A 21,909-nucleotide genomic window follows, 5' to 3' on the forward strand; every position below is an offset into this window, starting at 1 on the left:
AATACAAACAAATATTTTCCCGGGGGTATGTTCATCTATCTTAATAAAATACTTACTCCACATTCTTCTTATAATTAACCCGCAACAACCCCTTAAAATCCACCTCAGCAATCAACACACTTAACAATATAAGTGTCGCCCCTAAATACCCTTGCCCTGTGAGTGTTTCACCTGTGAAGAAGAAGGCAAAGCCTGCTGAAAAGACAGGTTCTAATGAAAAGATAAGTCCTGTATGTGTGGGCGTGGTGTATTGCTGGGCGATAACTTGCACAATGAATGCGACTGCGGTGCAAAATATGCTTAAGGCTAAGATGATTAGCCATGAGTCGATAGTGCCAGGAAGTTTTGGGGTTTCCATCACTAATGAAAAAATAAGACTAAATAGGCCGACAAAACCGAGTTGTACTACCCCAAGTGCAATTGAATTCACATGTTTTGTTACGCTTCCAGTAATGATGACGTGAATCGCATAAAATAAGGCAGACAGTATGCAAAATATATCGCCGTTACCAATCTTGAATTCACTAGTTAATGTTAGTAATCCGATTCCTATTATCGTTAAAATGATTCCTACTATAACTTTCTTTTCAGGAATGTGTTTTAAAAATATAGCTGATAATATCGGAATGAAAATGACTGTGAGACATAGTAAGAAACCGGCATTAGACACACTAGTATACTTTGTGCCGAATGTCGCAAAAATGTAAACGATAAATAAAACAGAAGCTAGTATAAAGGCATACTTTACAGTTTTAAAATCAATTTTGAATAAGTGTTTGTAAAATATTAAACCTGATAAAAGAAAGGCAATAATAAATCGTAATGCGATTAAATTATATTCTTCTATGCCATCAAGTCCGAGCTTTGTAAGTAGGATGGATGCACCCCAAAAAAATGTAACTAGTAGTAGCATTAAATCAGCTTTTAATTGAATTTTCATTTCTATTCCCTCGTTATGTATAATTTGTAATACCCGTGGCCCCATTATTTATTTTAATATTAATTCTGAATATTTGGAACAAAAATTTATCGACTCTTTTTTCTCCATTCAATTATTGAAAGTTTGGATTTGAAGAAGATTGGTATGTGAGTTTCTAAAGTGAATAGAAATAATGAAAAAAGAACCCAATTTCTCTATTTGGTCCCGCTATTTGTGGGCAGTAAGACTCCCACCTCAAAATTCGGTGAATGCGAGGAAGTTAGGTGGGAGATAACTGCCCGTAAAAGCCCGATTGGTGAAGGCTAATAATCAGTGGGGGATGGACAAAATCCCCACTGATTAAAGTTTCACTTTATATGGAGAAGTTGGGTTCTTTCGTTTTGGAATAATTATGAGAAAATTTTTAGATATTTCTCATATATTCATCATGTTTCTTTCATCCTCTTCTCACGTCTAAGTTTTACACTCATATGTATCAAAGGTAAAGGGAGGTAATATATTTTTTACTTATCTCAAAACGAATGATAGATGGTGGTGAACAGATGAAAAAGAATAAACGTAAAAAATTGCGTTGGTTAAAATGGATTTTGATCCTTCCGTTACTTCTAGCATTACTATTGTTTGGATTACATAGTATGAAGTTTGACAGATGGGATCACGAGAAACATAAGCAAGCAGCGTATACGGTTTCTCATGATAAAGAAAAAGAAGCTTTCGTTACACAAAAAGAAAAGTTTAATAACTTTGAGCGAAATCAGCATCATGAAAAACACCATGAAAAAGAGTTTGAAGGCTTATTCTTTATACCATTCCTGTTAGCATTTGGATTTGTTCTTTTCGGCTGGTTCATGCTTCGTAAGTCTGAAGGGAATACGGTTAAAAAATGGACAGGCATATTGCTCCTAGTTATTGGTTTATTACCAGTCCTTCCGATGATTGCGTTTGTTGCAATGATTGTTTGGGTATATAAAAAATTAAAAGAAAAAAGAATGGCAACTGATATAGATTTATACAGCGATTTTCAAGTACAACAACAAGTAGATATTTTAGATCAATGGGAACGCAATATTCGTAAGGAGGAGAAGTAATAATGGGTATTTTAAAACGTATCAAAAATATAGTAGTGGCGGATGTACATCAAACGTTAGATAAGATAGAAAAACCTATTAACATGTTAAAGCACTATCTTCGTGAAACAGAACAGCAAATTACGAAAGCTCAAAAAGCACTTGCTCATCAATATTATTTAGAAAAGAAATATGAAGCATTAATTTCAGAAACGGATGCCCTTATTGCGAAGAGAACTAGCCAAGCTGAGCTTGCAGTATCACGCGAAGAAGATCAAATGGCACAGTTAGCCCTGCAAGAAAAAATCGTGAATGAGAAAAAAGCGGAGCTATATCGCAAGCAGTACGAAATAACAAAAGAGCAGACAGCGACGCTTTATGAACAAATTGACAAATTGCAAAAGAAATATGGAGAGTTGCAATATAAAGAACTAGTTCTTGTTTCACGGTTAAATGCGGCGCGAGCGATAAAAGAGAGCAACACGGCAATTGATTCTTTCCATACAGAAAGTACAGCGAAAGGCTTTGCACGCATTGAATCGTATGTGCAAAAACTAGAAGCTGAAACAGCTGCTAGTAACTATTTTTATAATTTGAAGTCTCCTAATCAACAAGAAGTGTTAGATCAAAATTTGCAAGAAGAAGTACAGCTGGAGTTAGAGAAGTTAAAAGAGAATAAATAGTATGTGCAAAAAAGCCCATTTTCATAGGGCTTTTTTTATATGTAAAATTTCATTTGTTTTGTTTACATAATATCTTTACAATCATTTGATAAAATAAAGTTAACTGCATATTGTGAGGGTGGAGAGTTATCCCTTCTTTCTATTCGGAAGGAAAGGAGGTGATAATATGGAGTTTTTGTTTGATCTTGTAAAAGAGTTTGTGAAAGCGACTGTGCGCGAAGTCTCAGCGTATTTTTTGCGGAAGCAGTTCCTGGATAAGGACAACAAAAAACCCACTCCGCGCCGTCACAAGCAAAAGGGTGGGTTCCGCAAAAAGAAATAACTTATAATAACCACCACCCTAGGCGGTAGCAGTTAGGGAAGAGATGTTAGCGCATCTCTTCTTTTATTATACGCAATTTCATTCGATGTCACACTTATATAGTATTCTACCGAAAATATATCATATTCTTATTTTATGGTCAATTTGATTACATGATTGAAAAGGTGTAATACTATTCCTTTTCAAACTGAAAAATATCCCGGTTAATAAGTTGATGGAAGTGCCTATCCATTTCTGCTGCAGGAACTTTTCTTTCATTTTGAAACCACCACGCACTTAATGAGGTGATTACTCCTGAATAAAATTCCGTTATTAAATCATTTGGCATCGTATGATTTTTACAAAGGCGATTTAGCGCTTCTGTTTCTTGTTTTCTTGTTTCGTGGCTTAAATAATACATGCGGCTATTGAATTGTTCATCGGACATTTGCGCCTCAAATATTTTACAGATTTCTTCATGATGCAGGAATTGTTCCATCACTTGAAATGGTTTACTTAATCGATCTAAAAGTGGTATTTCAGCAATCATTTCGCCATAGCGTTTAAATCCAAATGCTAATAAAGCATCTTTATCTTCAAAATGTTTATAAAAGGTTGTTCGGTGTACCATCGCACGATCACAAATTTGGTTAATCGTGATGGCACTATATTTTTGTTTTGGTTGCGTCATTAATTCAAATAAGGAATTCCATAGTAATTTATGTGTACGTCTAATACGTAAATCAAGTTGTTTTTCATTATCGTTCATCTACAATTCTCCTTTTTTGTAGATTAAATATACAATGGCTGAAAATTGATTCTCCCTTTTTAATCTACATATGTATATTATATTACATGTGTTCCGGTGTATTTAAAGCTTTTTAAGTAAAAAACAGGAGGAGAATCAATACATGAATATTACAACTAAGAGCCCTACAAGTGGCAAAGTTGATACTTCTAATATGAAACATAACCCCATTTTAATTGCATTACTTTTAGGGGCAATGGTTGCATTGTTAAACGAAACGTTACTTGGTAATGCGTTAACTGTATTAATGAAAGAATTTGACGTAACAGCTTCAACTATTCAATGGCTTTCTACAGCATACATGTTAGTAGTTGGTGTTTTAGTCCCGATTACAGCGTTACTTCAGCAATGGCTCACAACGAGACAAATGTTCTTGATCGCTATGGTAACGTTTTTATTCGGTACATTAATTGCGGGTTTTGCACCGACATTTTCCGTTTTATTAGTCGGCCGTATCGTCCAAGCAGTAGCGACGGGGTTAATTTCACCGTTATTAATGAATACGATTTTAATTATTTGTCCACCTGAAAAACGTGGTGCTACGATGGGATTAATCGCACTCGTTATGATGTCAGCCCCAGCAATTGGTCCTACATTATCTGGAGTAATCGTTGATTCATTGAATTGGCGCTGGTTATTCTACTTTGTCGTTCCAATCGTAATTATTTCCATTGTAATTGGAATGAAGTATATTCAAAATGTTTCAGAGTTAACAAGGCCAAAAGTAGATTATCCATCTATTCTTTTATCGACATTAGGATTTGGCGGGATTGTGTATAGCTTTAGCGCATCAGGTGACTTAGGATGGTCAGATGCGAAAGTATATGGTGCTTTAATTGTTGGGCTTATATCACTATGTATTTTTGTCGTTCGACAATTAAAAATCGATAACCCAATTTTAGAATTACGCGCATTTAAAGTTCCGATGTTTACAATATCAGTTGGATTAATCGTCATTGTGATGATGTCGTTATTTTCAACGATGACTTTATTACCGATGTTCTTGCAAACAGTTTTACTCGTTACAGCCTTTAAATCAGGATTAATAATGCTTCCAGGAAGTATTATTAGCGCCATAATGGGACCGATCGCAGGTAAACTATTTGATAAATTTAGCCCGAAAGTTGTTATCGTTCCCGGTATTGTGTTAGTAGGTATTGCAATGTTCTTATTTAAAGGCATTACTCCTGACACATCAATGCTACAAATTATTATTATGCATAGCGTATTAATGGTCGGACTCATGTTTGTAATGACAGCACAAACATACGGTTTAAATCAATTAACACCAGATCTATATCCGCACGGAACAGCACTGTTTAATACGTTACAGCAAGTAGCTGGCGCAATTGGTACAGCTATATTTATATCGAAAATGTCTTCAGGAACAACTAGGTATATGGAAAGCTCCGCAAATCCAATGGATCCAGTAGAGAAGTTAAACGGTTTAACATCGGGATTCCAAGGTGCATTTACACTAGGATTAATCTTTATCGTTATTGCTTTTATCGTATCGTTGTTCTTAAAAGAAGAGAAAGAGGGAGTAAAAGCAGCGGGGGTTTTACAGAACGAGAATTAAGGTTCATAGTAAAAAGACATCTTTACGATTAAAGGTGTCTTTTTACATTTCTTTCGTAATATCATACTGCAGCAATTGCTTTTGATCGTAAAACTTTTCGAAAATAATACCCATTACGTAGAAGAACAATAGTCCGAAGCAAATGTGAACGAGTGTAAAGGTAGCCCCAAATGAAGAAAATTCATACACGATAATCGGCAATTTCGCAGTTGTCCAAACACCTAAGAAAAATACGATGTACCTAATACTTGCGCCTTTTTTTAATAGTAGTGCTGCAATCGGAAAGGCAACATAGAGGGGACCAGCTGCAATTCCGCCTAATAATAGAGAGAATAAGATTCCATATATGCCGGACTTTTCTCCCATATATTTCATTAGTGTTTCTTTCTTCACCCACTGATCAAGTAACCCTACAAATATTAGGACAGGGGGGAGTAGAAACAACATATCCAAAATGCTATTCCCCGTTAATTGTAATGCGCTCCATCCTAAAGGTTGGTTTATAAAAGTTAGTACGATAAGTCCAATCAGCAAAATGAAAAAGAAGCGATATCTTTTTAGTTCATTCATACCATCACCACCCAAATGATATATGAGAATAGGAGTGACATGAGTAATGCAGATGCATTACGAGCGTAAGCAAAGCTTCGTCCGAATATCTTTTGTTCCATTGGTAAGGTTGTAATTCCTACTGACATGAGTGTAGACATGAGTGCCGCAACTTGAGGAAGGCCTGCGCCGTGCTGTACTAACGTATTGCCAAGTGGGAACACGATAAAGCTTGGAATGAGTGCCACAGAGCCGAGTATTGCTGAATAAATAATACCCATGAATCCAGACTGTTCTCCAATGATGGAAGAGATGAAGGACGGTGTTAAGATAGAAAGCGATAAGCCAACGAAAAGCATAATAGATAGCATGGCAGGGAGTAGATTTCGAAAGACTTCCCATGATTTCATTAGAGCGTCTTTCGTTTTATTGCGGTCCTTCATAAAAGAAATTCCCGTAAGAATAATGGCCAAAGTGTAAAGGATAGCACCATTAATCATGATTAGATTCCTTTAAGTCTTTATATTTGTCTAAGAAAAATGATAAGTTTTTCATTTTTTCCTCAATATCCATTTGAAAATCTGCTAATTGTTCTTTTCCGGCTGTAGTAATTCTGTACATCTTTCTCGGCTGATCTTGAACTGATGTACTTACATAAGATTCAATAGCAGCTTCGTTTTCTAATTTCTTCAGCGTGCGGTAAAGGATGGCACTATCAATTGGATTGACCGGAAGTTCTTCCACGCATTTCTGAAGTAGCTGTCCGCCATAGTTATCACCTTCTGCTAAAAATAACAAAAGAAATGCACCTGTATGTCTTCCTGTATGTTTCATAAATATACCTCCTAGAATGAAGTGGGATATATACTGTTAATGACAGTATACTGTTGTTAACAGTATATGGTGCATGAAGTGCTATGTCAATTTTAAAATGTTACGGAGGGGAAATGGTGATCCCTATTCTAATCTTGTTAAATAACAAAATAAAAGCCTACTGTTTTCTTGTGACAGTGGCCTTCATAGTTGGTAAACTACTATATTACGCTTAGGGAATCTCGCACTTTGATAGTAACACATATATGTTAGCCCTATATTGAGAAATAAAAAAAGACACTCTCAAGAGTGCCTCTTATTAGCAGCCTAATCCGCCGCCCCAACAGCTAGCTCCAACGATGATTAATAAAATAAAGAGCACAACAAGTAAGGCGAATCCACCACCAAAACCACAGCCTTCACCACAACTACCACCATAGCCCATATTAACTCCTCCTTCCATAAAGTCCATATATTAATGGATTTATTTCACTTTATGTTTTTACGGATAAACTTGAGCAGGTCCTTTTGAAAAAATAAAAGCACTCGGTATTTTAAGAGAGTTGACGAACTTATTTTTGTCACGAGTATTACGCTTATTACATATGGTATTTTATTCTGTGCATTGGGGGAAAGGAGATCGTTATGGCTAATTCTGAGATGATATTACGTTTACTTACGGATTTAAAGATTGAACAACAGGCATTGAGAGAACAGGTTGAGAGAATACAGACAGCTTTGAATACACTTGAAGAGAAACCAACTACTATTGAAGAAAAACCAACGACTATTGAAGAAAAACCAGTTGTTACAAAGCAACGGGGACATTCTGGATTTCCAACATCTTTTCGTGATTGGAGAGCATCTTCTCAAAAGAATTAAGGAATCTGTTATAGTGAGTTATACAAAATCACAAATGAAAAAGTACAGTCTACTGTAGTTAATACAGAGGCTGTACTTTTTGTTATGTTAGTATAAGTTGTGATAGGTGGTTTATCTATTTTGTAGAAAAACCCGATTGGTGAGGGCTAATAATCAGTGGGGGATGAACAAAACCCCCACTGATTAAAGTTTCACTTTATATTTTCTTTGACTATTCCACTTTTAACTCGATCCCTTTATCTAACATATCGCCACTCACTTTTAAAGTTAACCCTTGCGTATTTTTCGGTACATCGAATACAATGTTCCCTTCCGAATTTTCATCAGGATTAAGAACACCAAATTTAAATGTAGCGGTATTTGCATCTTTAAGTACTAATTGAGATTCATTAGAAATGTAATATTCTCTTCCGGTTCCGTCAATTAATTTAAAGTTATTGCTATTTAGTGTAATGGGTTCCTCTTGACGATTATAAACTGCGACGTCTAATACTTTAAATACACCTTGTGCTTTAATTTCTCCATTTCCTATAACATTTAATGAATCGACAGAGCCTATTGATATGTATACATCAGAAAAATCTCCCTGGGTGGGAAGTTCTTTTTGAGAATCCTTGTTGCTAAGTTCATCATTCTTTGTTTCTTTAGAAGTCTCCTGTTCATTTTTCGTTTTACTGCTAGATGTATTATGTGAACTGCAAGCTGATAATCCAAATAAGAATGTGCTACATAATAATGATGTTAATAACTTTTTGTTCATATTTTGTTCCTTCCCTCCAAAATAGAAGTACTTTCATGGGTGTTGTAATGATTTAGTACATCTATATTTTTCTTTATATGTATTAAATGGTACATTTTATTATATTGGTTTTGGGATAAAAAGGAAACTTGATGTAAATAAAAAAGACACTTTGCAGTGTCTTTTTTATTTAAGTTATGCGCATTGCTTAATAAGACGTTAGTTCCTCAGTCTGACGATGAGTAACTATGTAGGGTGATTTCATTATAGCATTTTAACCAATAATGGGTCTATATGGAATTTGTGTAATGGGTGGGTATTTCTTAATTATTATTAATTTAGGATATTACAGCATGAAAGATGCGAAGAAATAAAGTGAAACTTTAATCAACACACACTAATCGTTTTTTTAACTATATAAGTTTTGAACCTAAGGAATTAAAGTTAGTTGAGCAACTTTGTGTAGCGGAAGGATTATTTGTATTTCACACTAAAGACCGAAAGTGATAACGTGTTGTGTAAATAACTAATTTGGGCTAATTGAATGTATGAACCTAAAAACTTTCCTTTATTATAAAGAAAAGACACTCATATAAGAGTGTCTTTTCCGATAGTGTGTTTAGCAGAAGCAAGAAGCTCCAACTATGATTAATAAAATAAACAATACAACTAATAAAGCAAAGCCTCCAGAAAATCCACAGCCGCCACAACTACCACTAAATCCCATAATAGTTCCTCCTTTAATAAGAGGGGAAAACAATTGGTCACTCATGTATTTTAACGGATTCAAATTACTGTATGTTTTTACGCAATAATTGAGCAGGTCCTTTTGAAAATAAAGAAAAGACACCTTAAGGTGCCTTTCTCCGACTTGAACCATCTTAATTTTAATAATATGTATTGGACTCCCATCCAAATATTATTTTACCATGTTAAATTGTTTTATTCATTGAGAAATAAAATTCAAATCTATATTTTGTTGTTTTTGGAAATATTCCATATCAATCATTAAAATACACGTTTTAGTTTTTGAATTATTTCTCTGTCTAAAAGTTGAAATTAAAAAGAACCCCATAAATGATAAACCATTCCACTAACAAAAAACACTAATCCTAAAAACAAAACAATTAAAGCAAGTATTCCATTTTGATTATGTTCCATAAAATTAGCTCCTTTTAGATTTATTTTATATACAAAAAAGCCTTTAGTCGTAATTATGGCTAAAGGCTTTGAGCATTATACTTTTTAGTTTGGAAAATCTTATAAGAAGAATTAATAATGTTTTTTTATCAAATTTGAAATTGAAAATGTACTAGCTTGATAATGAAGCCTGGCTATTAGAATTGAAAAATTTTAGTTTTATTATAATTAATAGAAATGAAAGTAGTGTGAATATAAATCCGCTCCAAATAAGCTGGTGAATACCTAAGTTTGAAATGAACCAGCCTCCAATAGTTGTTCCTAAAGTAATTCCGAGATTTGAGAATGAAACGAATAGGCTATTACCAAATTCAGGTGCTTCTTTTGCTTCGCTTATTAACCATGTTTGACCAACAATTAATCCGCCAGCATGTACGATTCCCCAAATGAATACTATAAAAATCATTGGAACAAGGTAGGAACCTAAATAATAAACCAATATGTAAACAATAGAATATAGAATAGGGAATGCTATCACGGTGTTTACTATGCTTTTTTGCAGGAGACTACCAAATAAATGATTGCCTAAAATCATAACTATACCAAATATGAATAGCATGATACTGATGAGAGATCCATTCATAGAAGTTACTTTTGCAAGGTATTCAGCGAAGTAGCTGTATACGGAAAACATGGCTGCAAAAAGGAATGTGACGGTTAAAATATTTAACCATAATCCTGGTTTGCCGAGTATACGAATTTGTTTGCCGAAAGACATTTTTTCTGTAACAGGCATAGAAGGAAGTAGGATTAGTATTCCAATGAATGCAAGAGTGTTAACAAGCGCTCCGAATAAGAAAGCAATTTCGAGTGAAAATTGGTCTGCAAGGTAAGAGGTTAGTGGTACACCTAAAGCAAAGCCAACAGTAATTCCCATAAAAACTTTTGTAACCGCTTGACCGCTTTTTTCTGGAGGGACAAGTTTCGCAGCAGTTACAAGAGCGATTGAAAAGAAGAGTGGATGAAGTGCGGCCGGTAAAATACGAAAAATAAGCATGATTTCAAATTGTGTTGTATAAGCGTAAATTATATTTGAAATAACAAATGTAAAAATTGCTGTTAATAAAATCATTTTGCGATTAATACTAGAGACGAGCAGAATTAAAAATGGGCCAGAAATAGCAACAACTAGTGCAAATATACTTACTAAAAATCCAGCTTGTGTAGTTGAAATGCCAAATTTCTGAGTGATTTGTGGTAATACGCCGACAATACCCATCTCGGTAGTAATAATTCCGAACACACCTATTGCGAGTGTCAGAATAAGTAAAGGATTTACTTTTTTCATTTATAAAACTCTCCATTCGTATCAGTATTTTGAAAGTAAATTAATTAACAAAGAAGCATTATTGGATGTCAATATTATTAGGATTATGTAATTCTAAATACAATAACAGATATCTAAATAACTAGATATGATATACTAAAAAATTTTCTCCTTTCTATGTTTCTTGCTTTTATAAGTAGTGCAATTTTATAAAAAAGCAGAATGTGTGAAAGCTAATGATCAATTGGTAGGTTGATTATTAGCTTTCATTTTATAATTCGTTTTGAACGTATTCAGAAAACTCTCGTATTGTTTTTTCATTTCGGCGATAGTATGTCCATTTTCCAATTCGGTCAGAGTCTAGTAGTCCTGCTTTTTTCATAGTTAATAAATAACTAGAAATAACCGATTGGGCTAAGCCAGTTTTAAGCTGGATATCTCCTACACACACTCCAACTTGAAAGTTAAGGCCTTGTTCTAGATAAGGTTTTTCATCGAAATGGTTTTCTGGATTTTTCAACCATGATAAAATTTGACATCTTGTTTCATTTGACAATGCTTTATAAATTGATAAAGGTTCCATAAGGATATTATATCTACTTTTATAGATTTGTAAATGGGTTTTGGTGATTTTCAGGAAAGAGGGTATACGTGGATTCCCTTGAAGGTGCGTAGGGATACACGTATATTCGATAGCGAAAATGTCTGTTTCAATTATAAGACAGATGTTTTTGCTATATTATTAAATGAAATGGATCCCAACAAAGTATAGAATTTTCTTTGAGGGGGAACTGAAAAGAGTGCCGGTATTTTATCTTAAGGTAAAATTGTTTCGAGTTAATTTATTTAAGTTTACTTGTAAAAAAATGTTCAACAATTCATCATTGTAAACGTTTACTTTTCGTGTATAATAAAGTTAAGTTAATAATTAAAAGGATTGTTACTGTTCGGCAGGCAAAACCTAAATTGATCTGGAGGCTACGGGTGTAATGTGGCTTTTGGAATCAGTTTAGGTTTTTTTATTACCTATTGTGAATTTATCCCGAATTAACGGGCAGTAAGACTCCTAACCAAATATTTGGCTAAAGCAAAGAAGCTAAGGGGGAGCCGACTGCCCGTAAAATCCCGATTGGTTCAACTAATAATCAGTGGGGGATGCCCCCCACTGATTAAAGTTTCACTTTAGTAGAAAAAGAGGGCGGAACAATATGAGAATCCATAAAATCTTAAATAACAATGTTGTTTGTACGATGAAGGACAATGAGACAGAAGTTGTACTTATGGGCAGAGGTTTGGGATTTCAGAAAAAAGTAGGCGATACAATTGATGAATCTAAGATAGAAAAAACCTTTGTCTTAGAGACAAAAGAATTATCAGAGAAACTTGCTAAATTGTTAACTGAAATTCCAGTGCATAATTTAGAGGTTACAGAGAGAATTATTCAATTTGCTAAGACAGTTTTGCCGGGAGATTTAAGTGATTATATTTATCTTACATTAACGGATCACTTAAGCTTCGCATTAACGCGGCATAGGGAAGGAATGGATCTCAAAAATACTTTGCTTTGGGAAATTAAGAGGTTCTATCAGAAAGAGTTTGAAATTGGTCTACAAGCTTTGAACATTATTGAAGAAGAGACTGGGTTTAGACTTTCTGAAGATGAAGCAGGTTCAATTGCACTACATTTCGTTAATGCGCAGCAAGGAGAGCCGGCGATGCAGCAAACGGTGGCGATGACGAAAATCGTCCAAGATATTTTAAATGTTGTAAAGTACCACTATAAGATGAACTTAGATGAAAGTTCATTTAATTATAGTCGGTTTGTAACACATTTACGATATTTTGCCCAGCGTTTAATGCAGAAAGAATTAAATTCGGCAGATGATGATTTTTTGTATGAGCAAGTGAAAAGTAAGTATCATGAAGCATATTGTTGTACAGAGAAAATTGAGGCATACCTACGAAAAGCACATAATAATCATCTTTCAAAAGATGAAAAAGTATATTTAACGTTGCACATTCATCGTGTAACGAAACGCAATGAATTGTGTAATTGAATAAACGGGATTGTTACTGTTTGGCAGGCAAAACCTAAATTAATTTCTATTTGAGTGGTTAATACATATCACGCGGATAGGGTTGGTTTAGGTTTTTTCTTTTATAAATGATAAATGGGATGGTTATAAGGGGGGGAACCTATTATGAAATATGAAAAATTAGCAAAGGATATTTTGAAAAACGTAGGTGGAAAAGAAAATGTACATAGTGTTGTTCACTGTGTGACTCGCTTAAGATTTCAATTAAAAGATGAGGGGAAAGCAAATACGGAAATACTGAAAAGTATGGAAGATATTGTGACTGTTATGAAAAGCGGTGGACAGTATCAAGTTGTTATTGGAAACCATGTATCCGATGTGTATAAGGCGGTCGTTACGGTCGGGGGCTTTCAGGAAAAAGAGGAAGAAGCTGATAGTGAGAAAGGAAAGAGTAGTCTTATAGATATTCTTTCTAGCATTTTCACCCCTATTTTAGGAGTACTGGCTGCAACAGGGATGATTAAAGGATTTAATGCACTATTTTTAGCTTTAGGCTGGTTAAGTACTCAGTCAGGAACGTATCAAATATTAAATGCGGTTGGCGATTCGTTATTTTATTTCTTCCCAATCTTCCTAGGATATACAGCAAGTAAGAAATTTGGAGGATCGCCTTTTATTGGTATGGCAATTGGGGGAGCTTTAGTTTATCCGGCTTTATCCGGTTTAAAAGCAAGTGAGCCATTATATACGCTATTTGCAGGAACGATGTTTGAATCACCAATTCATATTACGTTTTTAGGAATACCAGTTATTTTAATGAATTACGCATCATCTGTTATTCCAATTATTCTCGCTACTTATTTTGGATCGAAAGTAGAAAGAACCTTAAAGAAAGTTATTCCGGATGTTGTGAAAACATTTTTAGTACCGTTCTTCACATTACTAATCATTGTACCAGTCACATTTCTTGTTATTGGCCCAATTGCGACGTGGGCAGGACAATTTTTAGGACAGGCTACACTTTGGATTTACAATTTAAGCCCGTTAGTAGCAGGTGTAGTACTTGGTGCTTTCTGGCAAGTACTCGTTATTTTCGGACTTCATTGGGGAATTGTTCCGATTGGCTTTAATAATTTAGCAGTGCACGGTATCGATCCTATATTAGCGCTCATATTCGCTACTTCATTTGCTCAAATTGGGGCTGTTCTTGGAGTTTGGATGAAAACGAAAGATCAGAAATTAAAAACGCTAAGTATTCCAGCTTTTATTTCAGGTATTTTCGGCGTTACAGAGCCGGCGATTTATGGTATTACACTTCCTCTTAAAAAGCCGTTTATTATGAGTTGTATTGCTGGAGGAATTGGCGGCGGAATACTTGGCGTATTCGGTACGCAAGCTTATATGACAGGTGGTCTTGGAATATTTGCTCTTCCAACATTTATTAGCCCTAAAGATGGTATTACAGCTGGATTTTGGGGCGCAATTATTGCGATGGTTGTTTCCTTAATACTAGGTTTTGTTCTTACTTATTTATTTGGTTCCAATAAAAAACAAACATCTACAGAAACAGCTGAAGCAATTGATAAAATAGCTGCATCAAACCATGATGAAGTAATCTTTAGTCCTTTTAACGGTGTTGTTAAGCCGCTCCAACATATTGAAGATGCTGCATTTGCATCAGGTGCGTTAGGTGAAGGGGTTGCGATTGAGCCTTCGGAAGGAAAGTTGTTTTCACCAGTTTCAGGTACAGTTTCTGCACTTTTCCCGACGAATCATGCAATAGGAATTACAGCAGATTCAGGTGCTGAAATTTTAATCCATATTGGGATGGATACTGTGAAATTGGATGGCGAATTTTTCTCTTCTCATATTGAACAAGGAGCGAGAGTAGAAAAAGGGCAATTACTTATTGAGTTTAATATATATGAAATTCAAAAGGCGGGTTATATTGTGACAACACCAATTGTTGTTACAAATTATGATAAATATAGTATTAAGAGAACTGAAATAGAAAAGATTCAAGCAGGAGATTCCTTACTAGAGTTAGGAGTTAAATAGTAGTTACATTTCATACAGGTTCAAACGAAGAAAGGTGTTTTTGAAATCTGAAATGCCTTTCCTCGTTAATTCTTATAAAAAGGAGTTTTTCTATATGTCTAAAGTTATTTTTCCTAAAGGATTTTTATGGGGTGGAGCGACTGCAGCCAATCAAGTTGAAGGCGCATATGTAGAAGATGGAAAAGGATTAACGACGGTTGATCTATTACCAACTGGTGAAAATCGTTGGGATATTATGAAAGGAGATATTCATTCTTTTACACCAGTAGAAGGGGAGTTTTATCCATCACACGAAGCAATTGATTTTTATCATCGTTATAAAGAAGATATTGCTCTTTTTGCAGAAATGGGATTTAAAGCATTACGCGTATCTATTGCGTGGACACGTATTTTCCCAAATGGTAATGATGAACAGCCAAATGAAGCAGGATTACAGTTTTATGATAATTTGTTTGATGAACTGTTAAAGCACGGTATTGAACCAGTCGTTACGATGGCTCACTTTGATGTACCTGTTCATTTAGTAGAAAAGTATGGAAGCTGGAGAAGTAGAAAGCTTGTAAACTTCTTCGAGACGTACGCAAAAACTATTTTTAATAGATATAAAGATAAAGTGAAATATTGGATGACGTTTAATGAAATTAATATGCTTTTACATTTACCTTTCATGGGAGCAGGTCTAGCATTTAAAGAAGGTGATAATAAAAAACAAATTCAGTATCAAGCAGCGCATCACCAACTTGTCGCAAGTGCGTTAGCTGTAAAAGCGTGTCATGAAATCATTCCAGATGCAAAAATCGGTTGTATGCTTGCTGCTGGTGCAACGTATCCATATACATGCAATCCGGATGATGTTTTACGCGCGATGGAACAAGACCGTGAATCATTCTTTTTCATTGATGTACAAGCAAGAGGAGCATATCCTGGGTATGCGAAACGTTTCTTTAAAGACAACAATTTGACGATTGAAATGGGAAAAGACGATGAGTCAATCTTGAGAGATAATACAGTTGATTATATCGGATTTAGCTACTATTCAAGCCGAGCAACAAGTACAGATCCGGAAGTGCTAAAAAGTATAACGAGCGGAAATGTATTTGGTTCTGTTGAAAATCCGTATCTTGAAAAATCAGAGTGGGGATGGACGATTGATCCGAAAGGCTTCCGCATTACCGCAAACCAACTTTACGATCGCTACCAAAAACCTTTATTTGTCGTTGAAAATGGTCTTGGTGCAATCGATCAATTAAATGCTGAAGATGAAGTGAACGACGACTACCGTATTGATTATTTGCAGAAGCATATGATTGAAATGTCAGAAGCAATCCAAGATGGAGTAGATATTATCGGATATACAAGCTGGGGCCCAATTGACCTTGTAAGTGCTTCTACTGGAGAAATGAAGAAGCGTTACGGATATATATACGTTGATAAAGATAATGAAGGAAAAGGTTCATTAAAAAGATCGAAGAAGAACAGTTTCAATTGGTATAAAGAAGTAATTGAGACGAATGGTGAGAGTCTTGATTCTTAAGTATGAATTAATATAGTAATGATTGTATAAGAAAAGAAGACATCAATGAAGATGTCTTCTTTTACTTGTACAATCCAAATGAGTTAAGAAGGTATATCATATTGCTTTAAAACTAAGAAGAAAATAACAATTGTCGACTCCTATTTTAGTATAGCATTTAATAATAAGAATTTTTTATGTAAAAATGCATATGTTGTGCTGAAACGTCAATATATCTTAAAAAGAAGCTCTCTTTATCAAGAGAGCTTCTTTTCCTATTTCTTCTTCTTTTCTGTCGGTTGACTTTGTTTAGCAAAATTAGATGAGTCATCGAAATTCGGTTGCTTTTTACCAGCATTATTACTTCTACCTTTTCCCATATGTAATGCACCTCCCCTCACCCTTACTATTCCCAATAAAAAAATCCTCTTGCATCCAAGAGAATCTTTTATTTGGCTCTTATTAATAATGCCCAACTGTTCCCGTGCATTATTGTTTATAGGGGTAGCGTCAGGTTTATGCGGATTTACAACGTTTAGGAATTTTTAACCCATTAAAAAAGTCGATCTTGTTGAAGTGACCCCAGTGGAATGCATGTGTGACCTCACGTTTTCTCCTAAAAAAGAGGGATTAATATGGGATATGGCGGTAGTTGCGGTGGAGGCTGTGGCTTTGGTGGCGGATTCGCATTACTTGTTGTGCTCTTTATCTTATTAATAATAGTTGGAGCTAGCTGCAGCGGATTCGGTTGCTAAGGAGAGGCACTCATGAGAGTGTCTTTTCTTTATAGGGTACTACACCGTAAAATGAAGAAATTCATTGTTCTCCATAACGGAAATTTGATTTTTTTACAGTTATTCAAGATATGTGGTTCTGGTGCAAAAATAGGTTTAATCTTACTTTTATTCCCAGATACAACTTGTTGAACTGATAAATAGGGGTGGTGACAGGGGAGATGGTACTATCCCTTAACGTAGAGTGGTAAAGGGAAACCTTTTTATCGTAGAGAATATATACGGAATAGGAATTTAAGTATGTACTTTCAGGTGGAGGGAGAAATCTCATGAATAAATTTGTAAATGACAAGTTTTATGAAACGAGAAATGACCTATTAAAGGAGATTAATTTATTGAGTGATGCTCGATTCAATAGTAAGCCAGATATGAATAAATGGAGTATAGCACAAGTTTGTCATCACTTAGTTTTATTAGATGAGGCAGCTATAAAAGTTATTTCATTTGGATTAAAAGAGATTGATAGTACCAAAAAAGAGCGTCAAGAAATTCACTCTATATTGTTAGATAGAACGAAAAAATTTACAGCCCCAGAAATTCTTGAACCAAGCTTGGAACCATTTGAAGTGCAACAAATGATTGATTTGTTAAACGATTCGAGAAAAAAATTGATGACTTTTCTTAGTACAATAGAAGATGAATCTATGTTGGCGAAAAAATCAGTGAAGCATCCTGCTCTGGGAGAATTATTTCTTGATCAATGGATAGAACTGATATACTTGCATGAACAGCGTCATATAGAACAAATAAAAGAGATGAAATTACTTTTGAAAATAGTTTAAAATAAGGAAGTATTTGCTAAATATATATTTATAAAAATAAGGACAAATCATAGTTACATAAGCAAATAGACACCATTTATGGTGTCTTTAATAATTAAATCTATAATTTATATAATGCATTGCACAATTTCGATTTGAAAATTCCAGGCTTCATTTTACTAACTGATTTATAATTACTATAGAATAAGCCAATGGAAGAGAAGAAGGGGTGGATATTTATATTGGATAGTATAAACCCCTATATTCTCTGATCAATTTTATTTAATCTTACCAACTAACCACACCAACATCCGCCTTCAACCACTTCACCCAATCCAAATCCTCTACCTTAAGCAAACTGAGCGAAACACCTTTCATATCTAAAGAAGTTAGGAGTGTACCAACCTTTACGAACTTCACATGTAACCCTTCCAGCTCACATAAACGGCGAATGTCGTTTGCAAAAATGTATTGTTCCATTAATGGTGTCGCACCTAATCCATTAATGAGGATGGCGAAGTTATCACCTTTTCTCCAGCGGTAAATGCTTTTTAGTTTGTTCATAAGTTCGATTGCTAATATTTCAGAAGAGGATAACGCTTCTTTACGATATCCTTGTTCACCGTGGATCCCGACTCCGTAAAACACTTCATCGTCGTTTAATGTGAATGAAGCTTTTCCTTGGACTGGATCGTTTGCAGATGAAAGGGCGACTCCTAATGTGTGCAAGTTTTTGATGACAGCTTGCCCAAGGGTTGTTAGTTCTTCTAAAGAATGACCCTCAAGAGCGGCTGCACCTAATATTTTTTGAACGAAAACTGTGCCAGCTACGCCGCGTCTTCTTTTATTAAAGGAAGCATCATCTTCAATTGAAACGTCATCATTTACGATAACGTGGCCAACTTGTCTTCCTTCTTCTTTAGCGATTTGCTTTGCTGCTAAAAAGTTCTCAACGTCATCTTTAAAGTTTTTAATGATGAATAAAATACTTTTATCCTTTGGTATAAGGCGAGTTGCCATTGCGATTTGTTCGACTGTAGGCGGAGTGAAGATACTTCCGTTTACTGCCGCTGTAAGCATTCCTGTTCCTACATAACCAATATCGGCTGGTTCATGTCCGCTACCACCGCCGCTTATAATGACAACGTTTTGCTTCAGTTTGGCGATATCTTTTACATAAATGATGTTATTTGTTTCGTCGTAATTTACTTTGTCGTTATGTTCAAAATAAAAGCCATGCAGCATATCTTGAACAATATTTTCTACATCATTCATAATCTTTTTCATTGCTTTGGCCACCTTATGATTTGTTTGCTGATTGTTCGAGTAAAAGTAGTAATTGATTATTTATCATATTTTTCATGAGAGAAGACATGATGGACGGATTTACTTCGCACTTGCTTTCAATCCAATCTTTTATCGTTCCAACGAAGCCGTGACTATAAAAGGAGGCAATCGTATTTTTTGTTTCAATAGAAAGAGTTAATCTACAGCTCATAGATAGTTCATCAATAATCTTCATATATAAGTTTTTCGTATGCTCAAATAAATAGTGATTAAACGAGTTTTGCTCAATGACTTTAAAAGCATTTCGGTAAAATTTTTGATTTTCGTAAAAGTAATCAAATAATAAATCAAAAATATTTTCCCATGTTTCATAGTCGAGAAAGTCTATAATATTTTCTTTCGTTTCTTCTCTATAAATCCAGCTCAATAGTTCGAATTTATCTTTAAAATGATAATAAAAAGTTTGCCTACGCATTTGACAGTTTATCATAATATCGCTCACTGATATTTTATGAAACGACTCTGTTTCCATTAAATGTTTCAACGAGTTCGCGATTATCTTTTTAGAAATTATAGAAGAGGTCATCAGAATCATCCCTAGAATGTTAGTAATATACAAATCCTATCTACAAATGAAAGAAGTGTCTTTAGACAGATTGTCCATTTTGTCCGTTTACTATAAAACGCTTTCATTTTAACATGAGTAGTAAGAAGAAGATTTCAAATATATCACAATATATTAAAGGAATTGAGGGAGAATCACAATGAAAAAGATTATAAACAAACCAGAAACATTAGTAATGGAAATGTGTAACGGAATGGTTATGGCTCATCCAGAGCTTGAGCTTTTGAAAAAATATAAAGTGATTAAGAAGAAAGAAATGAATGAAAATAAAGTAACGTTAATTAGCGGCGGCGGTAGTGGTCATGAGCCAGCGCATGCAGGGCTAGTCGGAAAAGGAATGTTAGATGCGGCAGTGTGCGGAGATGTGTTTGCTTCGCCTTCACAAATCCAGGTCTATCAAGCAATTAAAGAGACAGCTAGTAAAAAAGGTACATTATTAATTATTAAAAATTACAGCGGCGATATTATGAATTTCAAAAACGGTGCGCATTTAGCGACTGAAGATGGAATTGAAGTAGACTACGTAAAAGTGGACGATGATATTGCGGTAGAAGATAGTTTGTATACAGTAGGACGCCGCGGCGTTGCGGGAGTTATTTTAGTTCATAAAATTGCTGGCGCAGCAGCGGAAGCAGGTATGGATTTAGGAGCGGTGAAAGCTATCGCTGAAAAAGCAGCGGCTAACGTGCGCACAATTGGTTTAGCGTTAACTTCTTGTACAGTACCAGCGAGTGGTTCACCTACTTTTACACTTGCGGAAGATGAAATGGAATACGGCGTTGGTATTCACGGCGAACCAGGAATTAAGCGTGAAAAAACGATGTCAGCTGATGAATTAGCTAACCGTATGACAAATGATTTAATAAAAGATTTAGGAGTAAAAGATGGCGAAGAAATTGCGGTTCTAGTAAACGGTTTTGGCGGAACACCACTGCAAGAACTTTACCTATTTAACAACGCAGTTACGAGAGAATTAGCTGCTAGAAACATTAAAATTAATAGAGTATTCGTTGGTAACTATATGACGAGTATTGATATGGCTGGTATGTCTTTAACAGTAATGAAATTAGATGATGAGCTAAAAACTTTATTATCGAAAAAGTGTAATACACCAGCGTTTAAAGTAGATGGACCAGTTGAAAGTGTTGAGTACGTGAATGTACTTGAAGATGTAGAAGAGAAGGAAGTTTCCTTCGAAATAGAAACAGCGGAAGAGCACGCTGTGATTAAAGACAATGTCATTACATTAAACAACATGATCTATCTCGTTGATAAAATGAGCGACATTATTATTAAAAATGAAGTACCGTTCTGTGAGTTAGATACACATGCAGGTGACGGCGACTTCGGAATGAGTGTAGCAAAAGGATTTAAGCAATTAAAACGTGAGTGGCAATCTATTGTAGGACAAGAGAATGTAACAATCGGATCATTTCTTGACGGTTGTTCAATGATTATTATGGAACATTGCGGCGGCGCTTCTGGTCCAATTTGGGGTGGTGCATTCCGCGCAGCTAGTAAAGCAGCAGGCGAAAAACGTGAGCTAACAGCTAAAGAATTCGCTGAAATGTTACAAGCAGCACTTCAAGGTATACAATCTATCGGTGAAAGATCGTTCGGCAGAGGAGCGGTAGTTGGTGATAAAACACTTGTTGACGCACTTGCTCCATGTGTAGACTCTTGGTTCGATAGCGCTTCAAACGAAGTAGACATAAAAACTGCCTTTGAAAAAGGAGCAGAAGCAGCGGTTAAAGGAGCAGAGTATACGAAAGAAATCGTCGCTCGCATGGGCCGCGCTGGTACAGTTGGCGAAAGAAGTTTAGGATATCCGGATGCAGGTGCGCATGCACTTGGGGTTATCTTTACGGAGATTGCGGGTAGTTTGAGATAGGAATGAGAAGATCCCCTCTGCCTTAAGGTGGAGGGGATCTTCTAATATAGTTGAATGATATATTAATGTGGTTTAGAAGCAAATCAGTTACTTTAGTTGCAAATAATTTCGGTGCA

23 protein-coding genes and 1 pseudogene are annotated in these 21,909 nt (G+C 35.2%); 12 read left to right on the top strand and 12 right to left on the bottom strand.

Going from position 1 to position 21,909, the window contains the following annotated elements:
- Window positions 1-52: 52 nt before the first annotated feature.
- Window positions 53-940 carry a DMT family transporter gene (locus tag KPL75_RS18910; RefSeq protein ID WP_219917331.1) on the bottom strand — a complete coding sequence of 296 codons (888 nt, stop codon included), beginning with the start codon at window positions 938-940 and terminating at the stop codon, window positions 53-55.
- A 542-nt stretch (window positions 941-1,482) separates the two neighbouring features.
- On the opposite strand from KPL75_RS18910, the gene KPL75_RS18915 reads away from it, so the two are divergent.
- From KPL75_RS18915 to KPL75_RS18925, 3 genes are all read left to right on the top strand, one after another.
- Window positions 1,483-2,028 carry a hypothetical protein gene (locus KPL75_RS18915; protein ID WP_219917332.1) on the top strand — a complete coding sequence of 182 codons (546 nt, stop codon included), beginning with the start codon at window positions 1,483-1,485 and terminating at the stop codon, window positions 2,026-2,028.
- A 2-nt stretch (window positions 2,029-2,030) separates the two neighbouring features.
- The gene (locus KPL75_RS18920; RefSeq protein WP_219917333.1) at window positions 2,031-2,690 is read left to right on the top strand and encodes a PspA/IM30 family protein; all 660 of its coding nucleotides are present in this window, start codon (window positions 2,031-2,033) and stop codon (window positions 2,688-2,690) included.
- 166 nt (window positions 2,691-2,856) lie between these two features.
- Window positions 2,857-3,012, top strand: coding sequence for a hypothetical protein (locus tag KPL75_RS18925; protein ID WP_219917334.1), 156 nt, complete (start codon window positions 2,857-2,859; stop codon window positions 3,010-3,012).
- Between the two features lie 172 nt (window positions 3,013-3,184).
- Here KPL75_RS18925 and KPL75_RS18930 read toward each other — a convergent pair whose 3' ends face one another.
- The gene (locus KPL75_RS18930; protein WP_002169016.1) at window positions 3,185-3,760 is read right to left on the bottom strand and encodes a TetR/AcrR family transcriptional regulator; all 576 of its coding nucleotides are present in this window, start codon (window positions 3,758-3,760) and stop codon (window positions 3,185-3,187) included.
- Window positions 3,761-3,953: 193 nt separating this feature from the next.
- Between KPL75_RS18930 and KPL75_RS18935 the strand changes: the two genes are divergently transcribed.
- Complete coding sequence (locus KPL75_RS18935) at window positions 3,954-5,378, top strand: MDR family MFS transporter (protein ID WP_375141034.1); 1,425 nt, start codon at window positions 3,954-3,956, stop codon at window positions 5,376-5,378.
- A gap of 42 nt (window positions 5,379-5,420) precedes the next feature.
- Here the strand turns inward: KPL75_RS18935 and KPL75_RS18940 are convergent, their stop codons facing one another.
- The 4 genes from KPL75_RS18940 to KPL75_RS18955 form a co-directional block, all read right to left on the bottom strand.
- Window positions 5,421-5,948, bottom strand: a complete 528-nt coding sequence (locus KPL75_RS18940) for a permease (protein ID WP_219917336.1) — start codon at window positions 5,946-5,948, stop codon at window positions 5,421-5,423.
- A complete protein-coding gene (locus KPL75_RS18945) occupies window positions 5,945-6,427 on the bottom strand; it encodes a hypothetical protein (protein WP_219917337.1) in 483 nt (160 codons plus the stop codon). Before KPL75_RS18945 ends, KPL75_RS18940 begins: the two co-directional genes overlap by 4 nt.
- A complete protein-coding gene (locus KPL75_RS18950; protein WP_219917338.1) occupies window positions 6,420-6,761 on the bottom strand; it encodes a PadR family transcriptional regulator in 342 nt (113 codons plus the stop codon). Before KPL75_RS18950 ends, KPL75_RS18945 begins: the two co-directional genes overlap by 8 nt.
- A 298-nt stretch (window positions 6,762-7,059) precedes the next feature.
- Window positions 7,060-7,185 carry a YjcZ family sporulation protein gene (locus KPL75_RS18955; RefSeq protein WP_219917339.1) on the bottom strand — a complete coding sequence of 42 codons (126 nt, stop codon included), beginning with the start codon at window positions 7,183-7,185 and terminating at the stop codon, window positions 7,060-7,062.
- 200 nt (window positions 7,186-7,385) lie between these two features.
- Between KPL75_RS18955 and KPL75_RS18960 the strand changes: the two genes are divergently transcribed.
- Window positions 7,386-7,622 (top strand): preprotein translocase, encoded by a 237-nt coding sequence (locus tag KPL75_RS18960; protein ID WP_219917340.1) that lies wholly within the window; start codon window positions 7,386-7,388, stop codon window positions 7,620-7,622.
- A 211-nt stretch (window positions 7,623-7,833) separates the two neighbouring features.
- On the opposite strand, the gene KPL75_RS18965 is transcribed toward KPL75_RS18960, so the two are convergent.
- Complete coding sequence (locus KPL75_RS18965; protein ID WP_219917341.1) at window positions 7,834-8,382, bottom strand: DUF4352 domain-containing protein; 549 nt, start codon at window positions 8,380-8,382, stop codon at window positions 7,834-7,836.
- A 284-nt stretch (window positions 8,383-8,666) separates the two neighbouring features.
- Between KPL75_RS18965 and KPL75_RS27470 the strand changes: the two are divergent.
- Window positions 8,667-8,735: pseudogene (locus KPL75_RS27470) on the top strand (ATP synthase subunit I); the annotation flags it as partial.
- 245 nt (window positions 8,736-8,980) lie between these two features.
- Here KPL75_RS27470 and KPL75_RS18970 read toward each other — a convergent pair.
- The 3 genes from KPL75_RS18970 to KPL75_RS18980 form a co-directional block, all read right to left on the bottom strand.
- Window positions 8,981-9,088 carry a YjcZ family sporulation protein gene (locus tag KPL75_RS18970; RefSeq protein ID WP_219917342.1) on the bottom strand — a complete coding sequence of 36 codons (108 nt, stop codon included), beginning with the start codon at window positions 9,086-9,088 and terminating at the stop codon, window positions 8,981-8,983.
- Window positions 9,089-9,673: 585 nt separating this feature from the next.
- A complete protein-coding gene (locus tag KPL75_RS18975) occupies window positions 9,674-10,849 on the bottom strand; it encodes an MFS transporter (protein WP_219917343.1) in 1,176 nt (391 codons plus the stop codon).
- A 250-nt stretch (window positions 10,850-11,099) separates the two neighbouring features.
- The gene (locus KPL75_RS18980) at window positions 11,100-11,411 is read right to left on the bottom strand and encodes an ArsR/SmtB family transcription factor (protein WP_219917344.1); all 312 of its coding nucleotides are present in this window, start codon (window positions 11,409-11,411) and stop codon (window positions 11,100-11,102) included.
- Window positions 11,412-12,036: 625 nt separating this feature from the next.
- Here KPL75_RS18980 and licT point away from each other — a divergent pair.
- The 5 genes from licT to KPL75_RS19005 all read left to right on the top strand — a co-directional run bounded on the left by licT (window position 12,037) and on the right by KPL75_RS19005 (window position 18,011).
- Window positions 12,037-12,885: a BglG family transcription antiterminator LicT gene (gene licT, locus KPL75_RS18985; protein ID WP_219917345.1), complete on the top strand. Its 849-nt coding sequence runs from the start codon at window positions 12,037-12,039 to the stop codon at window positions 12,883-12,885.
- A gap of 144 nt (window positions 12,886-13,029) precedes the next feature.
- Window positions 13,030-14,922, top strand: coding sequence for a beta-glucoside-specific PTS transporter subunit IIABC (locus KPL75_RS18990; RefSeq protein WP_219917346.1), 1,893 nt, complete (start codon window positions 13,030-13,032; stop codon window positions 14,920-14,922).
- Between the two features lie 94 nt (window positions 14,923-15,016).
- Entirely contained in the window at window positions 15,017-16,456 is a 1,440-nt protein-coding gene (locus tag KPL75_RS18995) for a 6-phospho-beta-glucosidase (RefSeq protein ID WP_219917347.1), read from the top strand.
- A 614-nt stretch (window positions 16,457-17,070) separates the two neighbouring features.
- Complete coding sequence (locus KPL75_RS19000) at window positions 17,071-17,190, top strand: YjcZ family sporulation protein (protein WP_070141115.1); 120 nt, start codon at window positions 17,071-17,073, stop codon at window positions 17,188-17,190.
- A 308-nt stretch (window positions 17,191-17,498) separates the two neighbouring features.
- A complete protein-coding gene (locus KPL75_RS19005; RefSeq protein ID WP_219917348.1) occupies window positions 17,499-18,011 on the top strand; it encodes a DinB family protein in 513 nt (170 codons plus the stop codon).
- A 267-nt stretch (window positions 18,012-18,278) separates the two neighbouring features.
- Here the strand turns inward: KPL75_RS19005 and dhaQ are convergent, their stop codons facing one another.
- Both dhaQ and dhaS read right to left on the bottom strand, forming a co-directional pair.
- The gene (gene dhaQ / locus KPL75_RS19010; RefSeq protein WP_219917349.1) at window positions 18,279-19,277 is read right to left on the bottom strand and encodes a DhaKLM operon coactivator DhaQ; all 999 of its coding nucleotides are present in this window, start codon (window positions 19,275-19,277) and stop codon (window positions 18,279-18,281) included.
- Between the two features lie 13 nt (window positions 19,278-19,290).
- A complete protein-coding gene (gene dhaS / locus KPL75_RS19015; protein WP_219917350.1) occupies window positions 19,291-19,863 on the bottom strand; it encodes a dihydroxyacetone kinase transcriptional activator DhaS in 573 nt (190 codons plus the stop codon).
- A 178-nt stretch (window positions 19,864-20,041) separates the two neighbouring features.
- On the opposite strand from dhaS, the gene dhaK reads away from it, so the two are divergent.
- On the top strand, window positions 20,042-21,793 hold the full coding sequence (dhaK, locus tag KPL75_RS19020; RefSeq protein ID WP_219917351.1) for a dihydroxyacetone kinase subunit DhaK: 1,752 nt from the start codon (window positions 20,042-20,044) through the stop codon (window positions 21,791-21,793).
- The last annotated feature ends 116 nt before the right edge of the window (window positions 21,794-21,909 follow it).

The organism is Bacillus sp. NP247, from assembly GCF_018966865.1.
Taxonomy (GTDB): Bacteria; Bacillota; Bacilli; order Bacillales; family Bacillaceae_G; genus Bacillus_A.

What these genes read in the sequence shown, in the direction of transcription:
- KPL75_RS18910 (WP_219917331.1), bottom strand. Translation starts at nt 940, where the DNA reads ATGAAAATTCAATTAAAAGCTGATTTAATGCTACTACTAGTTACATTT.
- KPL75_RS18915 (WP_219917332.1), top strand. Translation starts at nt 1,483, where the DNA reads ATGAAAAAGAATAAACGTAAAAAATTGCGTTGGTTAAAATGGATTTTG.
- KPL75_RS18920 (WP_219917333.1), top strand. Translation starts at nt 2,031, where the DNA reads ATGGGTATTTTAAAACGTATCAAAAATATAGTAGTGGCGGATGTACAT.
- KPL75_RS18925 (WP_219917334.1), top strand. Translation starts at nt 2,857, where the DNA reads ATGGAGTTTTTGTTTGATCTTGTAAAAGAGTTTGTGAAAGCGACTGTG.
- KPL75_RS18930 (WP_002169016.1), bottom strand. Translation starts at nt 3,760, where the DNA reads ATGAACGATAATGAAAAACAACTTGATTTACGTATTAGACGTACACAT.
- KPL75_RS18935 (WP_375141034.1), top strand. Translation starts at nt 3,954, where the DNA reads ATGAAACATAACCCCATTTTAATTGCATTACTTTTAGGGGCAATGGTT.
- KPL75_RS18940 (WP_219917336.1), bottom strand. Translation starts at nt 5,948, where the DNA reads ATGAATGAACTAAAAAGATATCGCTTCTTTTTCATTTTGCTGATTGGA.
- KPL75_RS18945 (WP_219917337.1), bottom strand. Translation starts at nt 6,427, where the DNA reads ATGATTAATGGTGCTATCCTTTACACTTTGGCCATTATTCTTACGGGA.
- KPL75_RS18950 (WP_219917338.1), bottom strand. Translation starts at nt 6,761, where the DNA reads ATGAAACATACAGGAAGACATACAGGTGCATTTCTTTTGTTATTTTTA.
- KPL75_RS18955 (WP_219917339.1), bottom strand. Translation starts at nt 7,185, where the DNA reads ATGGGCTATGGTGGTAGTTGTGGTGAAGGCTGTGGTTTTGGTGGTGGA.
- KPL75_RS18960 (WP_219917340.1), top strand. Translation starts at nt 7,386, where the DNA reads ATGGCTAATTCTGAGATGATATTACGTTTACTTACGGATTTAAAGATT.
- KPL75_RS18965 (WP_219917341.1), bottom strand. Translation starts at nt 8,382, where the DNA reads ATGAACAAAAAGTTATTAACATCATTATTATGTAGCACATTCTTATTT.
- KPL75_RS18970 (WP_219917342.1), bottom strand. Translation starts at nt 9,088, where the DNA reads ATGGGATTTAGTGGTAGTTGTGGCGGCTGTGGATTTTCTGGAGGCTTT.
- KPL75_RS18975 (WP_219917343.1), bottom strand. Translation starts at nt 10,849, where the DNA reads ATGAAAAAAGTAAATCCTTTACTTATTCTGACACTCGCAATAGGTGTG.
- KPL75_RS18980 (WP_219917344.1), bottom strand. Translation starts at nt 11,411, where the DNA reads ATGGAACCTTTATCAATTTATAAAGCATTGTCAAATGAAACAAGATGT.
- licT (WP_219917345.1), top strand. Translation starts at nt 12,037, where the DNA reads ATGAGAATCCATAAAATCTTAAATAACAATGTTGTTTGTACGATGAAG.
- KPL75_RS18990 (WP_219917346.1), top strand. Translation starts at nt 13,030, where the DNA reads ATGAAATATGAAAAATTAGCAAAGGATATTTTGAAAAACGTAGGTGGA.
- KPL75_RS18995 (WP_219917347.1), top strand. Translation starts at nt 15,017, where the DNA reads ATGTCTAAAGTTATTTTTCCTAAAGGATTTTTATGGGGTGGAGCGACT.
- KPL75_RS19000 (WP_070141115.1), top strand. Translation starts at nt 17,071, where the DNA reads ATGGGATATGGCGGTAGTTGCGGTGGAGGCTGTGGCTTTGGTGGCGGA.
- KPL75_RS19005 (WP_219917348.1), top strand. Translation starts at nt 17,499, where the DNA reads ATGAATAAATTTGTAAATGACAAGTTTTATGAAACGAGAAATGACCTA.
- dhaQ (WP_219917349.1), bottom strand. Translation starts at nt 19,277, where the DNA reads ATGAAAAAGATTATGAATGATGTAGAAAATATTGTTCAAGATATGCTG.
- dhaS (WP_219917350.1), bottom strand. Translation starts at nt 19,863, where the DNA reads ATGACCTCTTCTATAATTTCTAAAAAGATAATCGCGAACTCGTTGAAA.
- dhaK (WP_219917351.1), top strand. Translation starts at nt 20,042, where the DNA reads ATGAAAAAGATTATAAACAAACCAGAAACATTAGTAATGGAAATGTGT.